Below are 17,957 nucleotides of genomic sequence, written 5' to 3'. Positions count from 1 at the left end.
GGCTCATTAATTTACACCATTACTTGTTGTTTTTTTGGAAAAACTCTTTTACAGACTGGTATTCGAGGGTAATGACAAAACTCACGCCTGTTTCTACCACAAAGCCTTCGAGCACCGTTTGGAATTGATTTTTACGGAAAGCTCTAAATCTATATCTCCCATCTTCGGTGAGGCTATAATTAACGGCTACGTTATCGAACACTTCAGTTGGGTTTCTTTGGATTCCGTTGGTATTTTCTAACTCAAAGTTTTTACCTACCTCAACCTTAAGTCGATCATTGAAAAATGCCTTCGAAAGTCCAAGGTTCAAATCCGTTCGTGCAGATGATTGTCCAGCAATAGTACTTTGTGTTGAGTTAAGATTAACACTCAGATTCACACCTTTGATTACGTCGGCTGCCAACCGTTCAAGTTGGTCCGAAAGCAGTTTGCTCACACTTTGTCGAGCAATGGCTTCAGGATTGATTGTTGAGAAAAAGTCGGAAGATTTTTCGGAGAAAAATCTGTTCAGAATCAACAAAGCAAATACCTGTTTGTTATTTTCGGCAATATCTGTTTGTGCCAGATACTTCAATTTGTCATTAATTTTGGTTTTGACGTCGTTGTCGATAGCCAATTGCGTTTTGTCATTCAAGGTAATACTAAAAGAAGTTTCCAATTTTTTCATTGGGCCGTTCAGGTTTAGATTTACATTAAATGGCATTTTCTGACGGTATTGAGATTCGGTAGAACTCATTAAGTCTGAAGGAGAGGCCATCGTTTGATAGATTGCTGTAATGTCGATATTGCCACTCAATGGATCGCCCATCCAAACGATGTTGCTGCCAGGTTTAATTTTGAATTGTTTTTTCAACAATTCAAAAGATAAGTCATAGCTACCTTCAGTAAGCGAGTACATGCCTAAAATATAAGGCTGACCGTTGGAACTGATTCCCGCGTTTAGTTGAGCTTTTCCACGTACTTTGAGATTGTCGCCATTGAGTTCATCAACTATAATGGTCATTTCTGATTTTTCGTCGGCTTCTAATAACAAACTTACCTCCGAAATAAAGCTGGTATTATACTTGGTCTGATTGGTATTAGTAGAATCTTTGGTGAGGGCTTTTTTATTTTTATCCACAAAGACTACCACATCGTTGATGGCCTCTTCACTTGCACTGTTGTCGGGCATCAGTACGAAAATGCTACTTTTCTCAATCAACTTTACGTTACCCTCTACAATAGCTGTACTTGTAGAGCCGCTGATATTCATATTGGCGTCTATAAAAGCTTTTCCATAGAAGAAATCATTGTCTTTGCGAGTAGAATTGAGCACCATAAAATTTTTGGTCGAAATACCCAATTTGTATTCTACCTCTGGTAATTTTTGAAATGTAATTTTACCATTGACTCTTAGTGGCTGGTTGAGGGTATCACTTAGTGTAAAATTTTTAAATTCCATTTCGTGGTTTTGAAAATAGATTTTTTGTTTGTCTATCAAAAGCTTAGTTCCTAGTTGTGAGACATCAAAAGCTACTTTTTCAAAACCAATAAATCCTACAATGTCTGGTTGCTCGTTAGAACCCTTGATACTAATATTTCCATTTAAACTACCATTGGCACGACGCATTTGTCCAAAGCTAAATGCTTGAATAGTTTTGGTGCTTAGTTTACTGATATCTAGTACAAAATTGAGGGGTCTTTTGTCGCCTAATGTATAGTTTCCTATTAATGAAATATCATTTTGGTCATTTTTTAAGGTGGTATTTACCGAAATTTTTTCGGGAGTTTCGTTGTATACATGTGCCACCAAATCTCCGATGGGGGTATTTTGGAAAGTAAATCCCTGCACGGTAACATCCCCCGTGAACGACGGCGATTTCATATAGTTTGCCAAAATGATTTTTCCATCTATGGTTCCATCTGCAATGCTTGAATCTGGATACACGAGCTTGACCATTTTATGCAAATCGATTTTTTGGGCAAGTATTTCTAGTGGCGCATTTGGTGCCATTTCGGGGGTATGAATCTGCAATACTTGCTCTTGATTTTGAAGTGCAAAATTACTAACAATCAAACCCGCTTGTCCGTACTGTATAAAACCACTTTCTGCTACTTTCCAAGGCTCATAATTTAGTTTTAGTCCATTTGCTAGCAAACTTATCCGAAATTGGTCTGAAAAATTAGCTACTTGCCCAGCAACACGATGGTGTTCTTTTTGAAGAGAGTCTAATAAAACAAGGTTAAACTGTGCTAAATCGTCGTTGACTTGACCATCAAGTTTAGTTTTAAGCATTTGGAAAGCATTAAAGCTTAACTTGTCTAAGCTTGTCTGATAAGTAATTTTATTGGAATCCGATACCATATTGAAAGCAATTTGATGAATACGGATAGTGTCGTATTCAACAAACGGAACAGCAATATCCAATTGCATGGTATGTCCTGCTTCGTTGCTCAATTTAGCATTAAAGCTTGTAGAATCAAGTCTTGTCAAACTTGGGACAAAGGCCTTAATGGCTGGATGCCCAACTGCCTTAAGTTTGATAGTAACATCGTAAGGCTCGTTGATAGATTTGGGATTCTGGTTCGGGATTCTAAAATGGCGGTTAATGTCTGAAATGATAATATCAGCTAACTGAACGTAATTGAACTGCCCAAACATTTGAGCCGTCAAGAATGGCGATTGGATGCTAAAGCTATTTTTAGCATCATTGTTTTGTGCCAAAATTTTGATATCATCCAGTGGGATTGGTTTACCGTCTTGTGTAACTACGGCTTCATCAATCGTGACACTTCCATTGAGTTTGGCAGGATTAGTATTGGTCAAATTTATTTTTACTTGTCCTCTGACAGCAATATCATCGGGGTAAAGATGAAGGTTCTTGAGTTTGAGCTGTTTGATGGCTAAAGTACCTTGAATTGCCGGGTATTCGCTGGCAAGATTGGCCTTTGCTTGTAGGTTGAAATTAGCATTAGGGTCTTCAAAAAGAGCACTAATTTGAGCTTCTTGATTACGAATCGTCGTACTAAATTGTAGGTCTTTGTAGTTGTAACCTTTAATCACAGCTTGCTCGATTTTTCCCTTTATTTCGGCATCCATCGTTTTAGGATTGGTACCTTTTCCATGAAAATCTGTTACTAAGGTCATTTGACCATATTGCTCAGGCTGCTTAAGAAGTTTGCCTAAGTCAAACTCTTCAAGTGCTAGTTGCCCATCATATTGTTGTTTGTTCGGAATCGTTATATTAACTAATGTTCCTTTAAATTGAGCTTTTCCTAAGTTTGAAACAATTTGCGTATTGATGTTCAAATTATTGACTTTTCCATCGATAGCACCTCGAAGCGATACTTTTTCTGGTAGTTCTATGTCAGGAGGAAGCATTTCCTTCGGTACGATTTTCTGGATATCACTTTTGGTAAGCGACACCTCATCAATCCCAACTTTTACCTGCGCTTTGTCTACAGAAGGTAAGCCCATAATATTACCATGCAATAAGATTTTGCTATGGTCAAATCCTTGGATAGACAATCCTGCAATACTCAAATTATTTACAGTCCCTGTTGCTTTTCCCTCAAAACGCAATACTTCTTGGGTATTGCCAGCCAAAGGTGGTGTTTGTGCCAACTGCGGTGCCAGCAAAAGAATATCCGAAAAGGCTAGCTTACTATTCTTAAGATTTACCAAAACTCGGGTAGCTCCCATATTTTTGCTCAATTGCTCGAGCGAGCTGTAGCTCAGACTTAGCTCATCGCGGATTACACTCCTTGGCGTTTGAATCGTAAGTTTTTTAAGAAATGCTTTTTTATCGGTATAGGCAAAATCAGTTTGGAATTTTTGTAAAACAAAACCGCTTTTCTCTTTCATCGAAAGATTTTGAAGCCAACCTGTAACTCCCTTGGGAGAATATTGAATTCTTTCGGCGTCGATATCAAATGGTGTAATTCCAATATGGGCAGGGTCAAGGCCTTTGCTTTGACGTGGTTTCCCAAAATCATCATAAGCAATGGTATTGTTCTTCATCAAAATTTTCTGAACGCCAAATGTCCATCCTTTTTCAGGAGTTTTGCTCGTAGTTGTTGGAGAATCAACTGTTTTTTGAGATTTGGGCACAGGTTTAATACCTACCTTAACGGAGGAGTTATCCAAATAAAAAGTTTTGAAATGAACGATTTGATCTATCATCGAAAACTGATCTGCTTCAGCACTTGCTTTGGCTATACGACCTTTAGCAGAAAGACCTCCAACTTGGTTGGTAAAATCATATACAATATCGTCGAGATTGATTTTTTCGAAACTAAAGTTTACAGGGCTAGCATTAGTATCAGGCGGCGAAACTTTCAAAGCTTGATAGGTTTTTACTTCAAAATTTGCGCCTTTAAGTTTGGCATTGGCCAACTGGTAGGTTGATGAATTAAGGTCAATTTTTTTGAAAGAAGTTTCAAAAGATTGAAATGCTACATCGGCATCAGTTCCAATCACATGGTCTTGATAAGTAACATGAATATCGTTTAGGCTCACCTTGCCAATATTCATCAATAAATTACTGGTAGTGGTATCCGTTTTTGCGGGTGTATCGTTGGGCGAAGCAAATGCCTTGACAATATGGTTAAAATTGAAAGTGGTGTCGGGTAAGGTTCTTTTGATTTTTGCACGAATTCCCTCTAGTTCGATTTTATTAATGGATACTTTGCTTTTGAGCAAAGCAAACATATCTATATCCACATATAGCTTTTGAGCTGCGACGAGGGTATCTTTTTGATTATCAGCAACAAATACTTCGTCAAGTTCAATCCAATCGGGAATGTGGTATGCAATACGTTTGGCCGTTACTTTTGAGCCAAACTTATTTTCTAAGAATTTGGTAACTTCCTTTGTTACAAGAGTTTGTCCGCTGGGTGATTGTAAATACACAACTGTTCCTATAACAAATAGGAGAAGGATAGCAATAGTAAATAGTATTATGCGGATATATGATTTCATAGAGTAGGGTAAAAAACATTATGAGTAGTATTTTATGACTCAAAATCATAAAAGAACTACTCATAATGCTCAGTCAAAAAGCGAATGTGTTGTACTACTTTACAACTTATTTTTTGAACACGCTAGCTTCAATTTTATCATTGAAAGTAACAGTGGTAGTTACTTTAGTATTTCTTTTTTCGATGGTGCTAAAATAAGTAGACGCACTAGGATAACTAATTCCGTAAGGAGATTTGGTATATGTGGTAAACTCCTGAGTAATCTCTTCTCCTGATGCCAAATTTGTTTTCATTTTTGTCAGAAGATACGTGGTAGCGTCAAAGAACAAGTTGTATTTTACATCCTTGCCAGATAATTCAATTTGATGTACAGGCTTACCATTATCAGCTTTCAAGCCTACGTAGGTTGCAATATAACCTTTTTTAGTGTAATTGATAAATGGAAGCAGAACATCATTCATTTCTCGTTTGAGATTGTTTTTGTCCTTATCACTCAAATCCTTTGTTTCATAAACTACGTTTTTATCAAGGCTTCCAGTAGGTACTCTAAAATACGCCTCAGTAGGGTTTGCTCCGTAGATAAAGTTTCTTTTAAGGATGGTCTTTGTTTTTAGAATACCCTGACCCGTCACCGAAACTTTGATTTCTTGAGTAAAATCTGTGGGTGCGTTAGCAACAAAAGCCTGATTTATCACAAAGCTATCGACTCCCTTCCACAATTCAGCACCTCCAGTGGCGCTGTAGTATCTATCAAAAATTTCATCTGCAGTTTGAGCTTGGACCTGTAGAATAAGTGCAAAAAGTAGTCCAAAAATAAAGCTAATTTTTTTCATAAAACGGATTGTTTAATATGTCTGTAAATGCGGTATATATCTTCTAATTTATTTGATAAGATTTCTTCAATAGCTAGACAGAAACCTGATCAAAAATCGAGAATATACAGTTATATAACAAATTTTACGGTACAATATTTTAAATGTCACTATAAAATACCTTACTCTTAGACAAGAAATTGAGTGTAAGGTTCAAAATAAAAATTCAGGTTAGAATTTTCTTGAAAAAATCCTAACCTGAATAGTACTAATTATAAGACCTATTCGCTCTTAAGTTTGAGTGCAAAATTGCTTGCGCTAGGCAACAGGCAAAGGGTTTCAGAATGGGCTTTTGTCCAAAGCTCACTACCTATAGCTTAAAGCAAACAAATTTAAGCTTATTTGAATTTGGCATAAAGAGTGATAACATCAGAATTTAGGCCATTAGAACGCATATAATGACCATAACGTAACTCTAATGAAGCCCAGCTTTGAATACCGAATACCCCATTGGGTGGCATAATCCTAATGCCTGTTCCTACCATATTACTATTGAGTTTTGATAAATCATAATCACTGGTATAATACTGGTCACTCAACTTGTGGGCTCCATAAGTCGCAAAGTAGTCTGCCGCCGTTTGCGTATAATAACGATAATATGGACTTAGGGTCAAGAAAGGCGTCATTTTTATAGGAGTTTCAAGCTCAAATGTATGGGCTTTTATACCCCAGTTATCCTGATAATAACGATAGAATGTACGAATAACAACTTTATTACCAGCAAAGTAATTCAAGCGAGCCCCGATGGGTAGTTTGAAACGAGTATCAGGCAACTCCTCAGATTTAACAGTTCCATCTGTAAAATATACACGTTGGTATTTTGTAGCCAACAAACCTGCTTGGTAGGCTGGGTCAATTGTTAACAATACTTGCATTCTTTTGTTGACAACCTGCGCCAACGAGAACGATGAACTGTAAGAGTTACGTGGTTTGTGATCTACAGGATAGGGGTCATTTTCGCCACCCGAGCCGTAGAAGTAAAATGTTCCATCGGCACGATATATCGTTCGAAGTTCGGATGGTAAAATAACTTTCCAAGTATCGAAGAACGCATTTACTTTAGCACTAAACTCACGGTTACCATCTTTTGAAGTTTTAGAAAAGTTTAATCCTGTACCATAAGATTTATAATCATATTCGGTAGAATAGGAGGCAACCGCACCAAAGGTTGTACCTTTTTTAGCATTATTTACACTCCAAGATAAAGAAGGATAAATACGTTGATCGGTCATCGAAGCTGATGAAACCGTATAGGGGTCAATTTTATCAGAGGAGGCCGAAGAGTAGGCATCTACGCCCAATTCGAAAGTAAAGAAATGTTGGCGAGATTTGCTATCCCATTTCGAAAAACGAATATCGAAGGTATTGCCAAAGTCTGTAAGTTTTTCGGTACCAAGGCCACCCGTCACCGCCGAGTTATTTCCATCTTGATGGTAATAACTTGAAACGATGTTTATTTCTTCGACTTTTAATTTTCTACTTTGGTAATTACTTGTATCGCTTGTTTTTTGAGCGGATGCACTAAGTACACCCATATATAAACCTATTGCCAGCGTAAGCTTTTTCATGTGTTAACGTATTTAGTGTAACCGAACCAGAAAGGAGTCTTGGTATTGCACGCAAGCACTATTGTTGGTATTACACATTTGGTAAATGATTTTGCCTGTTAATTGCGTATCTGAATGAAGAATTTGAACTGCTTGTGTAAATCGTGCTTTTTTCTCAAAATACACTACTTGTCCTTTCCAAAAAGAATCCCAAGATTTTTGTGGATTCACCGAAACTAGCCCGCCTACCAGCCTAAAACCAGCTTGTGGTTGAATAGACAAATAGGCAGATTTGGGCCCAGGTATCACTTGGCGTTCACTGGCATAAAGTTTCCACTGAGGAAATATCTGTGCCTCGAGGACTAGTTGGATAATTTCACCTTTTTGGGGATATTTTTTTGTGGTGGATACCGAAAACTTAGCCCGTTTGGTTTGCGCACTTACAGGTAGTGATACAATCCCAAAGACGAGCAATAGTATTTTTGAGAAATGGCACATCTTAGTTACATCCACAGCCACCGCCAGTTTTACCTCCGTTGGCGCCTGAGGCACCTTCACGATAAAGTTGAAAGTTTTGTTCAAATTTGACTACCTTACGAGAACTCAATTCCATGTCAGAATCATTGATATATGCCTTTTGGTAAGGCTTTACTGTTTGGCAAGCACTTGTTGCCAAACTACCTATCAACAGCCATGCTGCTACTTTTAAATTACCACGAGTTAGTTTCATACTGAGAGTTGATTTGTTTAAAAATATCAACAGAAACTTTGGCAATGGGCGAAAAGTTGAAAATTGTAAAACGGACAAGCTTTTATTTTAAGTTATCACACAAAATAAAATTTAATTTTTGAGCTTACGGCTTTCAGCTTTGGGCATTCGGCAAAAGGTCTTTATTATTTCATAAAAAACTTCTTTTTTCCTTTAGCTTACAGCTTAAAATCTTAAATCTAATGCTGCACGATGACTTACGAATAAATAATTATCAATTTTCGAGCCTATACCATTATTTAATGTTAATATTTTGTGAGGTATAAATTTTGTTTTGGTCATCAATAATAATACAAGCAATTTGTCGCATCTGATTGATTAAATCGAGTCCAACACGTATGCCCATAACCATAATTGGGGTAGCCATAGCGTCTGACAGTTCGGCGTTTGGACTGATGATTGTCACACTTTGAATACCTGATACGGGCAAGCCTGTTTTGGGGTCAATGGTATGAGAGTATTTTTTTCCATCAATCATAACATACTTTTCATAGTTGCCAGAGGTAGCTACTGCCACATCGCTAATGGATAAATACGAAAATGGACCTTCGTCGGCTTGCGGATTGGCAATACCAACGGTCCATGGGTTACCATTAGGCTGGTTTCCCCAAGTTGTGAGGTCGCCAGCTGCATTAACAATCCCACTTTGTACACCCAGAGATTTCAGTAACTGTTTGGCTTTTTCGGCTGCAAATCCTTTACCAATACCGCCAAAACCGATACGCATTCCTTTTTCTTTCAAAAACACACTATGCTTTGATGGGTCAAGGATTACATTTTTGTAATTAATCAAACGCACAGATTCAAGCGCTACTTCTTTGCTCGGTAGAGATTTCATGTTTGTGTCAAAATTCCATAAACTTTTATCAATGGAGCCGTAGGTAATATCAAAGGCTCCTTGTGTGATATCAGATATACGTTGAGCACGAACAATCAAATCAAAAACCTCTTGGTCGACTACAACAGGAGCTATTCCTGCCATGGCGTTGATGCGATTGGTTTGGCTTTGGTCGTTAAAGGTGGTCAAAAGTCTTTCGATTCGTCTGATTTCTTCAACAGCCTTGTCAATACAATGATTAGCGCGGTTGGCGTCGTCGTCGACCACGCTAATTTCAAAATAGTTACCCATCAAACGATGCCCTTGCTTGTATACTTCAACCTGTGTCGTTCTCATATTATTGAGCATTCGTAATCTTATTAATTTGAGCAATAAAATCTTCGGGCGAGGTATTGGTATATCCATCCCAAGCCTTTATTACTTTACCATTGGAATCAATCAATAAGGTAAAAGGGAATTTTCCTTCGGGGTTGTACTTTTCGGCTAGTGCTTCGTTGTGCTCTGTTTGCTGAGCACTAAGTTTATTTTTTGATAATCGAGGAAAATCCGCGCGAACCAATACTAACTTTTCATTAGCAAAATTTTGAAAAAGATTAGTTTCGAAAACATCTTTTTTCATTCTGATACAAGGCACACACCAGTCAGAACCTGAAAAATTGAGAAGAATGTATTTGTGTGATTGCGTTGCCTCTTGTTTGGCAGAGGCAAAATCTGTTTTCCATTCTGAGGCAAAGCTTAGCAGAAATGAGATAACTAAAGCACTGATCATTTTCATATTAGCCTAATTTTTAGATGATTTTGTACCGTATCCAACCATCGAAGTTGATACTTTTTTAACTTTCTATGAATAAATACGTAAAGAGTTCCCAGAAAGTTCTGTTTTGTACACACTTAATCCTGCACTGCCATAACTATTAAGCCCAGAACCTGTAGTGCTAAAGCGTGCGCCATGTTCTGTACAATAAAATTCGTTATTAAGAAAGACTACTTTTGTTCTGGCTTCGTGCGTACAAATATGCGAACCTGCCACATAAGTACCTTGAGAAGTACGTGCAACCACAACATTATTGCTAATGACGTACCCGCCATTTGTTTTTAGTGCGGCATTGGAGCTTGCTGTCAGGTCGAGTGTGAAATCTACACTTCCGGGTGTCGTGATAGGGGACAAATCAGAGCTTTTGCTACAGGCAGTTAATAAAGTCATAAGGGCTGCTCCGCCAAATCCTGCTTTTTTTAGAAATTCGTATCGTGTCATTGTTTAAAATGGTTAGTAAATGGACTGAAATAAGAGTATAAATTTTGATTCTTAAGTAATTGTGCAAAATCAGATTTAAGTTTTGTGTTTTAGGGACAAGGCCACAGGCACAAGGCAAATAGTGTTAAAATGTTTTTTTAGTAACGATAGATATGTTTTGCCGAATGCCCGAAGCTCAAAAATAAAATGTAAGTACCTCTAGGCTGTAAGCCGTATGCGTTAGGTAAAGAGTGCTAAATTTTATTTTTTATGAAATCTAACACTCTTTGCCTGTTGCCTTATGTCTAAAATAAAAAACTTAAATCTGATATCGCTCAAAGCCAAAAGCTATAAAATGTGATTGAATTTTCCACCCTAAGTCTAGTGTCGAAACCTATGAAATTTCTAAGGTATTTCCATTAACGGTCACAGTATATACTGTTAAACCCTTGGCACCATAGCTATTGAGTCCGACGCCTGTAGTGCTATATCTGGCTCCGTGTTCAGAGCAGAAAAATTCACCATTTACGAATGTTACCTTTTTCTTGGGTTCGTGGCTACACGTTTGAGTAGCTGCTACATACGTATTTTGAGCTGTGCGAGCCACTACTATGCTATTCACGATTACATATCCACCACTATTTTTTAAAGCTGCATAAGCTGTAGCTGTTAGGTCAATAGAGGCCAAAACAGTAGAACTTGATGTGGCCGATCCAGATGTTGAACCAGAGGTACTCCCCGAACTAGAAGAACTACTGCTCGACGACGAGCTAGTGCTCGAAGATGGAGTAGGGTCGTTGTTGGTTTGGCATGAAGCAAGCAATGCCATTAATGCGCCTCCCTGAAAGCCCATCGATTTTAGGAATTCATAACGTGTCATTGGATGAAAGATTGTGTTAAATAATATGGTTAGTATAAAATGGAAAGCAAGTAGGTTCAAAGACTATCTAATTGTATTTTTTAAGTAGTAGGAAAGATTAAATTAATAGTAAATCTGAGGTGAAAATTGACTATAACCATTTGATTATGAGTGTCTTCGTGTGACCAATATACTATTAGCTACTAACGTTTTCCTACTTATTAGTGCAGAATTAGATTTAAGTTTTTTGTTTTAGGCAACAGGCACAAGGCAATTTTTAGTAACACTAGATACGTTTTTGCCGAATGCCCAAAGCTGTAAGGCTACAGCATAAAGCCTAGAGCTGAATGCGAGTAAAGTTATTTTAATTTTATCCACTTTCTTAAAATGTCAAAAAGGAAAACCTTATAAAAGCAATGCAAAAAATTTGAAGATTTCATCCATAAAATCCTACGGATGAAATCTTGAGGCTATTTTAAACTAGGGGGTGTTGTTCTACCAAGTCGAAAAAATAAGTTGGATTTTTTTCTGATGATAATTCTTTCAACTCAAAAGTCAATTCTTGGTTAGCAATTGTGATAGCCATCTGAAAACCTTTAAAAAGCTGTAATCCAAGTGTTTGTTTGCACCAAAAACAACACTGAGAAAGCTTTTGCACAATTTCCTCATAATGAGGTCTTTGTGGGGTTTTGACCGTGTAAATGGTCCTGCTTTCGGTTAAATTCATAATTATTTGTTAATTAATTTGGGGAGATAGTTTTTGATCATAAGTTTCTCGTTCCTCATCGGATTATCGGCATAATTTTCACGGGTGGTGTAATTCAATATAGTTCTTGGGCTCTGACGAGTGGCGTTGGTACTTGGTACAGCCACGCCCATTACTGCTAAAGCTTTAGTCATCAAAGGTTCATAATCGTTACCTAATGGCTGTAAAGGTAGAATATTGTCATCTACAGCATAGGTGGGTGCAATACCGTTTATGTTACCGTATTCTGATTCTCCATTTGCATTTTTTGTGATACCCAGCATCATGTAGATACCCCACTTCCAACGTTTTTGGTCGTCGGCTACCAGTGTTCCAAACAGATTTTTTCCGTAAGTATGCTCTCCAATTGTAATTACCTGCATGTATGGCTTTAATCCATTTATTACCAGCTCACTAGAGGAGGCTGTTCCGTTAGATGTAAATATAAACACACGGTTTAGACTATTGCCGATATTATTTTTTTCACTTGTAAAATAGTTGTTAAATATATTGCTTCCGTATTGCTTCGCAAAATATGTTTGATATTTAGTATTGTACTGATCTTTAAAAAAAATCTTATTAGTACTCAAATTACTGACAATCAGAGATGCCAAGGTTGTGGCACTGCTAATATATCCTCCGGGATTAAATCTTAAATCGACTACAAGTTCGTTTACTCCTGCTGATTTGAAATCGGCAAATATACTGCGTAACTGATTATCATATTTTAAGGTATCACCAGTGTCTAATCCTGGAACAAATTGATTATAAACCAAATAGCCAATTGTTTTCCCTGCTGAGGGTTTTTGAATAATGCTATAAAAGGCAATAGGATTTTCGGTAACTTCTGCTTTTGTTACAGATACTGTATTTGTGGTAGCTATTATATTACCATTACTTATACTTCCTAAAGTAAAAGTAACTGTTTCGTTACCCATCAATGACGAAAAATTACTGCTATTGATATTTTGACCATTGATTTTTACAATAATATCCCCTCTTTTAAGGCCAACAACTGCCGCTGGGCTACCAGCGGTTACCTGAGTCAGTACAATTCCAACGTTTGTTTGAGTGTTGTCGAGGTATCCTAACATATACCGTATGCCAAACACTTTTGAAACCCCATTGAACTCTTTTTCAAGCTCATCTACATCGTCGGTTACCATCGAGAACCTATCGATAGTACTGCGTTGATATACCAATTTTTCAAAGAAATCATCAGAAGAATCCGTCAAAGTAAGCGTACTGAGTGCTGGTAGTTGGTCGTACCAGTAGTAGGCGTCCTCCATCATGTCATAAATCCATTGATTAATCTGTTGGGTATCGTTGGTTGGTGTAACAACGGAATCGTCGTTTTTGGAACATTCCGTAAAGATTAACAGACTAACGATGAATACAATTATAGATTTGATGATGTTAAAACGTTGCATACTATTAAATTCTTTAGTGAGTTACATAATGCTTGATTGGGTTTTAGTTGTGTACGAAGTATTTCATTTGCTTTGATAACGTATATCCTATTTCGGAATTTTATCCCAATCTTTTGATTTACATTTAACAAAAGAGTAAGACGCTTTTAATTTTTCCGAAAACCCAAATCTACAGTAGTTTCAAAACCTTCGTACAGTCCTAATGGGTATCCATAATAAATCATGTTTTTACTTACAACGCTAAAAACTTTACACAAAAGCAAAACGTATTTTTCTGAAAGAATGAATCATTTTGCGCATTGATTTCAGCCTGTAAGAAACCATTTTTTATGAACCTTTTAAGTAATCGTGCAAAATTGGATTTGAATTTTCAGGCAGTAGGCAAATAATTTTAAAGTGTTTTTAAATAATCAAAGACTTATTTTGCCGAATGCTGAATGCCGAAATCTCAATAATTTTATTTTGCCTTTCTACTTAATTATCGCATAATTGGAAAAAATATTGATGTTTACGAACCTCAAAGCGATAATGGCGAAGTATCTGACTAGCCAACACTCGGTGACCGAGAGCATTGAGGTGCTTTCCGTCGGCCAAGAAAAAATAGGGGTGTGGTTCTATCACCTCCATTGTTTTAAACCAGTTAAAACCTTGTACTTTACACACATCTCTAAGAGTATCCTCCCCAAGATTTCTTAAAAATTGTGTGCATGGGTTCAAGCCTGGTTGTGGGCCAAGTAAGATTACTCTTTCCTTCACGCGCTGAAGTAAGTGAATTATTATTTTGAGCTGTCGCTCAAAATGTTTAATCACACCAAGTCTTCCCGAACTCGCTATGTTTTTTAATAGCATTCTTTTGATATATGGAAGACAAGGGGTTTTCAGAAAACGTTGCTTCATAATGGCATTTGGTCGATACAATTCTCTCATTAATGCCAAATTGGATGGAACAATAATTTTCTTCCGATACGACTCATCGCTGTCTACCTGATGATTAAACGTATTGTAATTATCTTTTATAAGTTGACCCAAAGGGCGTTCGCCATCCAATTCATCCAGTCCACTCTGAATAATCACTAAGTGATAATTTGATATATAGCTTCCAAGACCTATGAGCGCCTCGATGGTTTTTTCCATTGAAAAATGCACCAAGGTATCTACAACCACCTGCTCATGGTCGAGTGTACTTACACTCTCGGTAAGTACATCGACAAATCCTCTAGATGCAGAGACACCATATCCAAAGACTTGATGCCCCCCAATGACCAAGATTCTCATACTATTTTTGAACTTTTTTCATTATACGTTACTTGCCTTTCTTTTGGAGAGAATGATCAAACAGACCTAATTTTAAGCCAATATTTACCGAAGGTCCGCCTATCTGATTGTAATCTAATGAACTAGTTGAGCGGCGATTGTTGACATCCGCAAAACGATAGCTTGCACCCACAAAAACTTTGGCATATTTGAATAGGTTACCCTCTACATTGATACCGCCTTGAGCTACAAAAAAGCGCTCTCCTATGTTGTTTCGATAAGACCCTCCCCAACCTCGTGGCCCTTGGTAGTCGGTATCATAACGGTTGTTGGTTGTGCCCATTCCAATTAATACGGGTACACTAAAATGGAAACGTTTGCTGGGAGTGAAGGTATATTCTACTTTAACTCCGCCATATCTAAAATTGATATCGTTACTATTGCGATATCCATATCCAGTACTATATCCCCCCAATCCGATTGCTAACCTTTGATTAAATAACACCATGGCCGACCCTCCAAATAGCGGACGAACATGCCCATCCAAATAGCTTATTTGTGTTTCGGGAGCAACATAAATTCCAACCTGCTTTATTTTTACAGGTTTAAGACCTTTTAGTATGTATTCGGTTTTGTTCGAGTCTTTTAATGCGACCGTTTGTTGTGCGATAATTTTTTTGCCCGATACTAATAATAGCAGGCTCATAACTACAAGGATTCTTACTTTTTTCATAAAATGTATATACTAAATGGTTCTTGTTCTACAGATTCATACGAAATATTGAGATTACTCATTCTCAATATGTTATTGATTTGAATTCAATAAGTATGACTCTATTGAGTCGACAAAACGTTGCCTAAATTTTTTTTTTTTTTCAGGCAACGAAAATCTACGTTATGCAGTCAGGTAAAATAGAGTAACACTTAATTAGGGAGAATAGGAGTGTATATATCTGTTTTAATTTATAAATTGGAAATTTAGTAGAAGTATTTTGTGGAGGCGAATTGCTGATTTGAAATAGTTTCTCGGTAGTTTTCTTAGAAAATAATCTAGAATTCTTATCTAAGTAATTTCATATTCAACATTATCAATTCTTTTTTACAAAAAAAGAAAAATAGCATATAGTCTGTGCAAATGTTTAACTTAGCTTTATAAAACACGTAAGCCTTTGTTTTTCAGGAAAAAAAATACCGACTTTGACAAAGATGACATTGAAAGCGTCTTGAGAGCCTGCCGAGATCAAAATCCCGAGGCTCAAAAGGTGTTATTCAAGAGTTATTTTAGCTATGCCAAAAATATCTGTCAAAGGTATGCCTCTAATCAGGAAGATGCAGAGGAAATACTTAATGATGGCTTTATGAAGGTATTTCAGAATATCCATCGTTATGAGAATATTCAGTCTTTTAAGGCTTGGTTTCGTACGATTCTCGTCAATACTTGTATTAATTATTATCACAAACGAGAAAAGAATTTGTACAGCCTTGAAGTTGAACATGTTACGATGCCTGTTTATGACGAAAATGTTATCGACAAGATGGCTGCTGAGGATATTTTGGCACTTGTCCAAAAACTACCCACTTCCTATCGAACGGTTTTTATGATGCATGTAGTAGATGGGTATAACCATCGCGAAATTGCCGAAATGTTGGGGATTAACGAAGGTACCTCACGTTCAAATTTTATGAAAGCTCGCTTAAAGCTTCAAGATATGATTCGAACACATTATCCGCACTTATTTTCAGTGGGATTAACGAATAATTTTTATGAAAACTGATCAATTTGATGATTCTATCAAGAAAAAGCTTGATAGTATTCAACCCACATTTCAGGAGGAAGATTGGGACAAATTCCAGGCTTTCGCCCAAGCTCATCAAGTGCCCTACTGGAAAGTGCTTATGAGCAAGCAAGTCATGTATATGGCCGCAAGTATCACCATTGTGAGTCTACTTTTTACCACCTTAACCCAATACTATGCAAAAAAAGATTTACAGCAACAATTACTTTCAGTTACAGAAACAAGAGATAGTCTTTTGCTTGAAAAAGAAATGCTAACTCAGCAGTTAGAACATCAAGAACAAAAGAATACAGAGCTGGCACTTGCCTTGGGTACTAGCCAAATCCAAGAAAAACAATTGAAAGCTTCTGTTCAACGATTGATGATAGATAGGCATCAGTCAGATGAAGCTGATTTTAGCTCGGGCGATTGGAATGTAGCTCATCAGAATTCTTTATCTAAAGGACAAGCAGCAACAGGACGAATAGAACGAGATAATCAAGGAAATTGGATTACAAAAAATACGGATGAATCTGAAGAGTCAATCATAAAAAATATCGCAATTCCAGACTGGAGAATATTGAAAGCTAAAGTGTGGAGGTTGGATTCGACAGATACCAAAGCTCAAATAACTAAAACTAACTTTAGTTACTACGAGCCAGAGGATACGATTCAAGGACCACAACGAATGCGTTTTTCATTGGCCGATGCCTATGTAAGAGCAGGGGTAGGTGGCGTAGTCTCGAATGCTCAATTTGGTGTTGGCGCTCATGTCGAGCTGTTTTTGGACAAAAGGTTGAGTATCTCTGCGGGGATTCAGTATTCGCAATTGGCTTTACAAAAATATCCCAATGATGAGCTTTTTAGAAAAAGAAATGACTTTGACTTCAGGGTTAATTTTGCACCGAAGATTCCATTCGGAGCACAAATCAAAAATATTGAAGAGCAAAGTACTATTGTGCAAGTCCCTCTTCGAATTGGGTATTATTTTCCTCTAAAAGGAGATTTCTATGTTTTAGGAAAAGTAGGCACAGACTTGGATATTTCTGGAACGAGAAGGGTTAATTTTAGCTTTAAGGATAAAAATACCGAGCAAATGCTCAACAACATTAATTCGTCCATCGAAACAAAGTTGTTTAATAATTATATGGTATCGCTGGGTATGGAAAAACGCTTTAATAATTTTTCTATACAAGTTTCTCCTTCTTACACATTTGAACAAAAGAAGGTAAGTTATCGCAAAGATTACGGCTTTGGGGGCGAGCTAAAGTTAAATTATACATTTTAAAAAAGAATCATTTTGAATTTTAGATAGAGGCTAAAGCCTGTCGTCCTTTTCGAGATGGCAGGCTTTTTTGTTACTTTACTATGAGAATCAAAAGAACATGAGTCATTCCGAATCGAGTGAGTTGAGATTGAGTGAATACCTGGCATAACAGCATCAAAAAAAGCGGTCGAAAAAATATTTTTCGACCGCTTTTTTTGTAAAAACTTGGAGAACAATCCCAATCTTAAAAATTCGGGATGACTCATGTTGATAAGTAATTAGGCACAAGGCAACAGGCACAAGGCAAAGAGTGTTAAATTGTTTTTAGTAACGATAGCTTTTTTGCCGAATGCCCAAAGCTGAAAGCCCTAAGCTCAAAAAATAAATTTTATTTTGCTTACTAACTTA

15 protein-coding genes are annotated in these 17,957 nt (G+C 37.0%); 2 read left to right on the top strand and 13 right to left on the bottom strand.

The genetic code is table 11. The features are described from left to right. Positions 1 to 19: 19 nt before the first annotated feature. The 13 genes from ACOVQ4_RS01535 to ACOVQ4_RS01475 all read right to left on the bottom strand — a co-directional run bounded on the left by ACOVQ4_RS01535 (position 20) and on the right by ACOVQ4_RS01475 (position 15,240). Positions 20 to 4,960, bottom strand: coding sequence for a translocation/assembly module TamB domain-containing protein (locus tag ACOVQ4_RS01535; protein WP_421818904.1), 4,941 nt, complete (start codon positions 4,958 to 4,960; stop codon positions 20 to 22). Positions 4,961 to 5,066: 106 nt separating this feature from the next. Beyond that, positions 5,067 to 5,792 (bottom strand): hypothetical protein, encoded by a 726-nt coding sequence (locus ACOVQ4_RS01530; RefSeq protein ID WP_421818903.1) that lies wholly within the window; start codon positions 5,790 to 5,792, stop codon positions 5,067 to 5,069. A gap of 377 nt (positions 5,793 to 6,169) precedes the next feature. Continuing rightward, the gene (locus tag ACOVQ4_RS01525; protein ID WP_421818902.1) at positions 6,170 to 7,399 is read right to left on the bottom strand and encodes a DUF3570 domain-containing protein; all 1,230 of its coding nucleotides are present in this window, start codon (positions 7,397 to 7,399) and stop codon (positions 6,170 to 6,172) included. A 12-nt stretch (positions 7,400 to 7,411) separates the two neighbouring features. Beyond that, positions 7,412 to 7,936 carry a protein-disulfide reductase DsbD domain-containing protein gene (locus tag ACOVQ4_RS01520; RefSeq protein ID WP_421818901.1) on the bottom strand — a complete coding sequence of 175 codons (525 nt, stop codon included), beginning with the start codon at positions 7,934 to 7,936 and terminating at the stop codon, positions 7,412 to 7,414. After that, on the bottom strand, positions 7,878 to 8,108 hold the full coding sequence (locus ACOVQ4_RS01515) for a DUF4266 domain-containing protein (RefSeq protein WP_421818900.1): 231 nt from the start codon (positions 8,106 to 8,108) through the stop codon (positions 7,878 to 7,880). Before ACOVQ4_RS01515 ends, ACOVQ4_RS01520 begins: the two co-directional genes overlap by 59 nt. A 274-nt stretch (positions 8,109 to 8,382) precedes the next feature. Continuing rightward, a complete protein-coding gene (locus ACOVQ4_RS01510) occupies positions 8,383 to 9,321 on the bottom strand; it encodes an FAD:protein FMN transferase (protein ID WP_421818899.1) in 939 nt (312 codons plus the stop codon). Between the two features lies 1 nt (position 9,322). Beyond that, complete coding sequence (locus tag ACOVQ4_RS01505) at positions 9,323 to 9,760, bottom strand: thioredoxin family protein (protein ID WP_421818898.1); 438 nt, start codon at positions 9,758 to 9,760, stop codon at positions 9,323 to 9,325. Positions 9,761 to 9,826: 66 nt separating this feature from the next. Beyond that, positions 9,827 to 10,240 carry a Rieske 2Fe-2S domain-containing protein gene (locus ACOVQ4_RS01500; protein WP_421818897.1) on the bottom strand — a complete coding sequence of 138 codons (414 nt, stop codon included), beginning with the start codon at positions 10,238 to 10,240 and terminating at the stop codon, positions 9,827 to 9,829. A 373-nt stretch (positions 10,241 to 10,613) separates the two neighbouring features. Beyond that, positions 10,614 to 11,099, bottom strand: a complete 486-nt coding sequence (locus ACOVQ4_RS01495; protein ID WP_421818896.1) for a Rieske (2Fe-2S) protein — start codon at positions 11,097 to 11,099, stop codon at positions 10,614 to 10,616. A 454-nt stretch (positions 11,100 to 11,553) separates the two neighbouring features. Further along, positions 11,554 to 11,805 carry a hypothetical protein gene (locus tag ACOVQ4_RS01490; protein WP_421818895.1) on the bottom strand — a complete coding sequence of 84 codons (252 nt, stop codon included), beginning with the start codon at positions 11,803 to 11,805 and terminating at the stop codon, positions 11,554 to 11,556. 2 nt (positions 11,806 to 11,807) lie between these two features. Continuing rightward, positions 11,808 to 13,253, bottom strand: a complete 1,446-nt coding sequence (locus tag ACOVQ4_RS01485; protein ID WP_421818894.1) for a S41 family peptidase — start codon at positions 13,251 to 13,253, stop codon at positions 11,808 to 11,810. A 474-nt stretch (positions 13,254 to 13,727) separates the two neighbouring features. Then, positions 13,728 to 14,528, bottom strand: coding sequence for a hypothetical protein (locus ACOVQ4_RS01480; RefSeq protein WP_421818893.1), 801 nt, complete (start codon positions 14,526 to 14,528; stop codon positions 13,728 to 13,730). A 28-nt stretch (positions 14,529 to 14,556) separates the two neighbouring features. Next, positions 14,557 to 15,240 carry a hypothetical protein gene (locus ACOVQ4_RS01475; RefSeq protein ID WP_421818892.1) on the bottom strand — a complete coding sequence of 228 codons (684 nt, stop codon included), beginning with the start codon at positions 15,238 to 15,240 and terminating at the stop codon, positions 14,557 to 14,559. Between the two features lie 436 nt (positions 15,241 to 15,676). Between ACOVQ4_RS01475 and ACOVQ4_RS01470 the strand changes: the two genes are divergently transcribed. Both ACOVQ4_RS01470 and ACOVQ4_RS01465 read left to right on the top strand, forming a co-directional pair. Continuing rightward, on the top strand, positions 15,677 to 16,282 hold the full coding sequence (locus ACOVQ4_RS01470) for an RNA polymerase sigma factor (protein ID WP_421818891.1): 606 nt from the start codon (positions 15,677 to 15,679) through the stop codon (positions 16,280 to 16,282). Beyond that, positions 16,272 to 17,570: a hypothetical protein gene (locus tag ACOVQ4_RS01465; RefSeq protein WP_421818890.1), complete on the top strand. Its 1,299-nt coding sequence runs from the start codon at positions 16,272 to 16,274 to the stop codon at positions 17,568 to 17,570. The genes ACOVQ4_RS01470 and ACOVQ4_RS01465 overlap by 11 nt, the downstream gene beginning before the upstream one ends. Positions 17,571 to 17,957 lie beyond the last annotated feature (387 nt).

Source organism: Flectobacillus sp., assembly GCF_049240685.1.
GTDB lineage: Bacteria > Bacteroidota > Bacteroidia > Cytophagales > Spirosomataceae > Flectobacillus.
Note: the sequence above shows the minus strand (reverse complement) of the source record. Positions and strands in the feature narration are given on the sequence as shown.

Bases quoted from the DNA above. Each gene is read 5' to 3' on its own strand.
- ACOVQ4_RS01505 (WP_421818898.1), bottom strand. From the start codon at position 9,760: ATGAAAATGATCAGTGCTTTAGTTATCTCATTTCTGCTAAGCTTTGCC.
- ACOVQ4_RS01535 (WP_421818904.1), bottom strand. From the start codon at position 4,960: ATGAAATCATATATCCGCATAATACTATTTACTATTGCTATCCTTCTC.
- ACOVQ4_RS01480 (WP_421818893.1), bottom strand. From the start codon at position 14,528: ATGAGAATCTTGGTCATTGGGGGGCATCAAGTCTTTGGATATGGTGTC.
- ACOVQ4_RS01465 (WP_421818890.1), top strand. From the start codon at position 16,272: ATGAAAACTGATCAATTTGATGATTCTATCAAGAAAAAGCTTGATAGT.
- ACOVQ4_RS01530 (WP_421818903.1), bottom strand. From the start codon at position 5,792: ATGAAAAAAATTAGCTTTATTTTTGGACTACTTTTTGCACTTATTCTA.
- ACOVQ4_RS01525 (WP_421818902.1), bottom strand. From the start codon at position 7,399: ATGAAAAAGCTTACGCTGGCAATAGGTTTATATATGGGTGTACTTAGT.
- ACOVQ4_RS01490 (WP_421818895.1), bottom strand. From the start codon at position 11,805: ATGAATTTAACCGAAAGCAGGACCATTTACACGGTCAAAACCCCACAA.
- ACOVQ4_RS01510 (WP_421818899.1), bottom strand. From the start codon at position 9,321: ATGAGAACGACACAGGTTGAAGTATACAAGCAAGGGCATCGTTTGATG.
- ACOVQ4_RS01485 (WP_421818894.1), bottom strand. From the start codon at position 13,253: ATGCAACGTTTTAACATCATCAAATCTATAATTGTATTCATCGTTAGT.
- ACOVQ4_RS01515 (WP_421818900.1), bottom strand. From the start codon at position 8,108: ATGAAACTAACTCGTGGTAATTTAAAAGTAGCAGCATGGCTGTTGATA.
- ACOVQ4_RS01475 (WP_421818892.1), bottom strand. From the start codon at position 15,240: ATGAAAAAAGTAAGAATCCTTGTAGTTATGAGCCTGCTATTATTAGTA.
- ACOVQ4_RS01495 (WP_421818896.1), bottom strand. From the start codon at position 11,099: ATGACACGTTATGAATTCCTAAAATCGATGGGCTTTCAGGGAGGCGCA.
- ACOVQ4_RS01500 (WP_421818897.1), bottom strand. From the start codon at position 10,240: ATGACACGATACGAATTTCTAAAAAAAGCAGGATTTGGCGGAGCAGCC.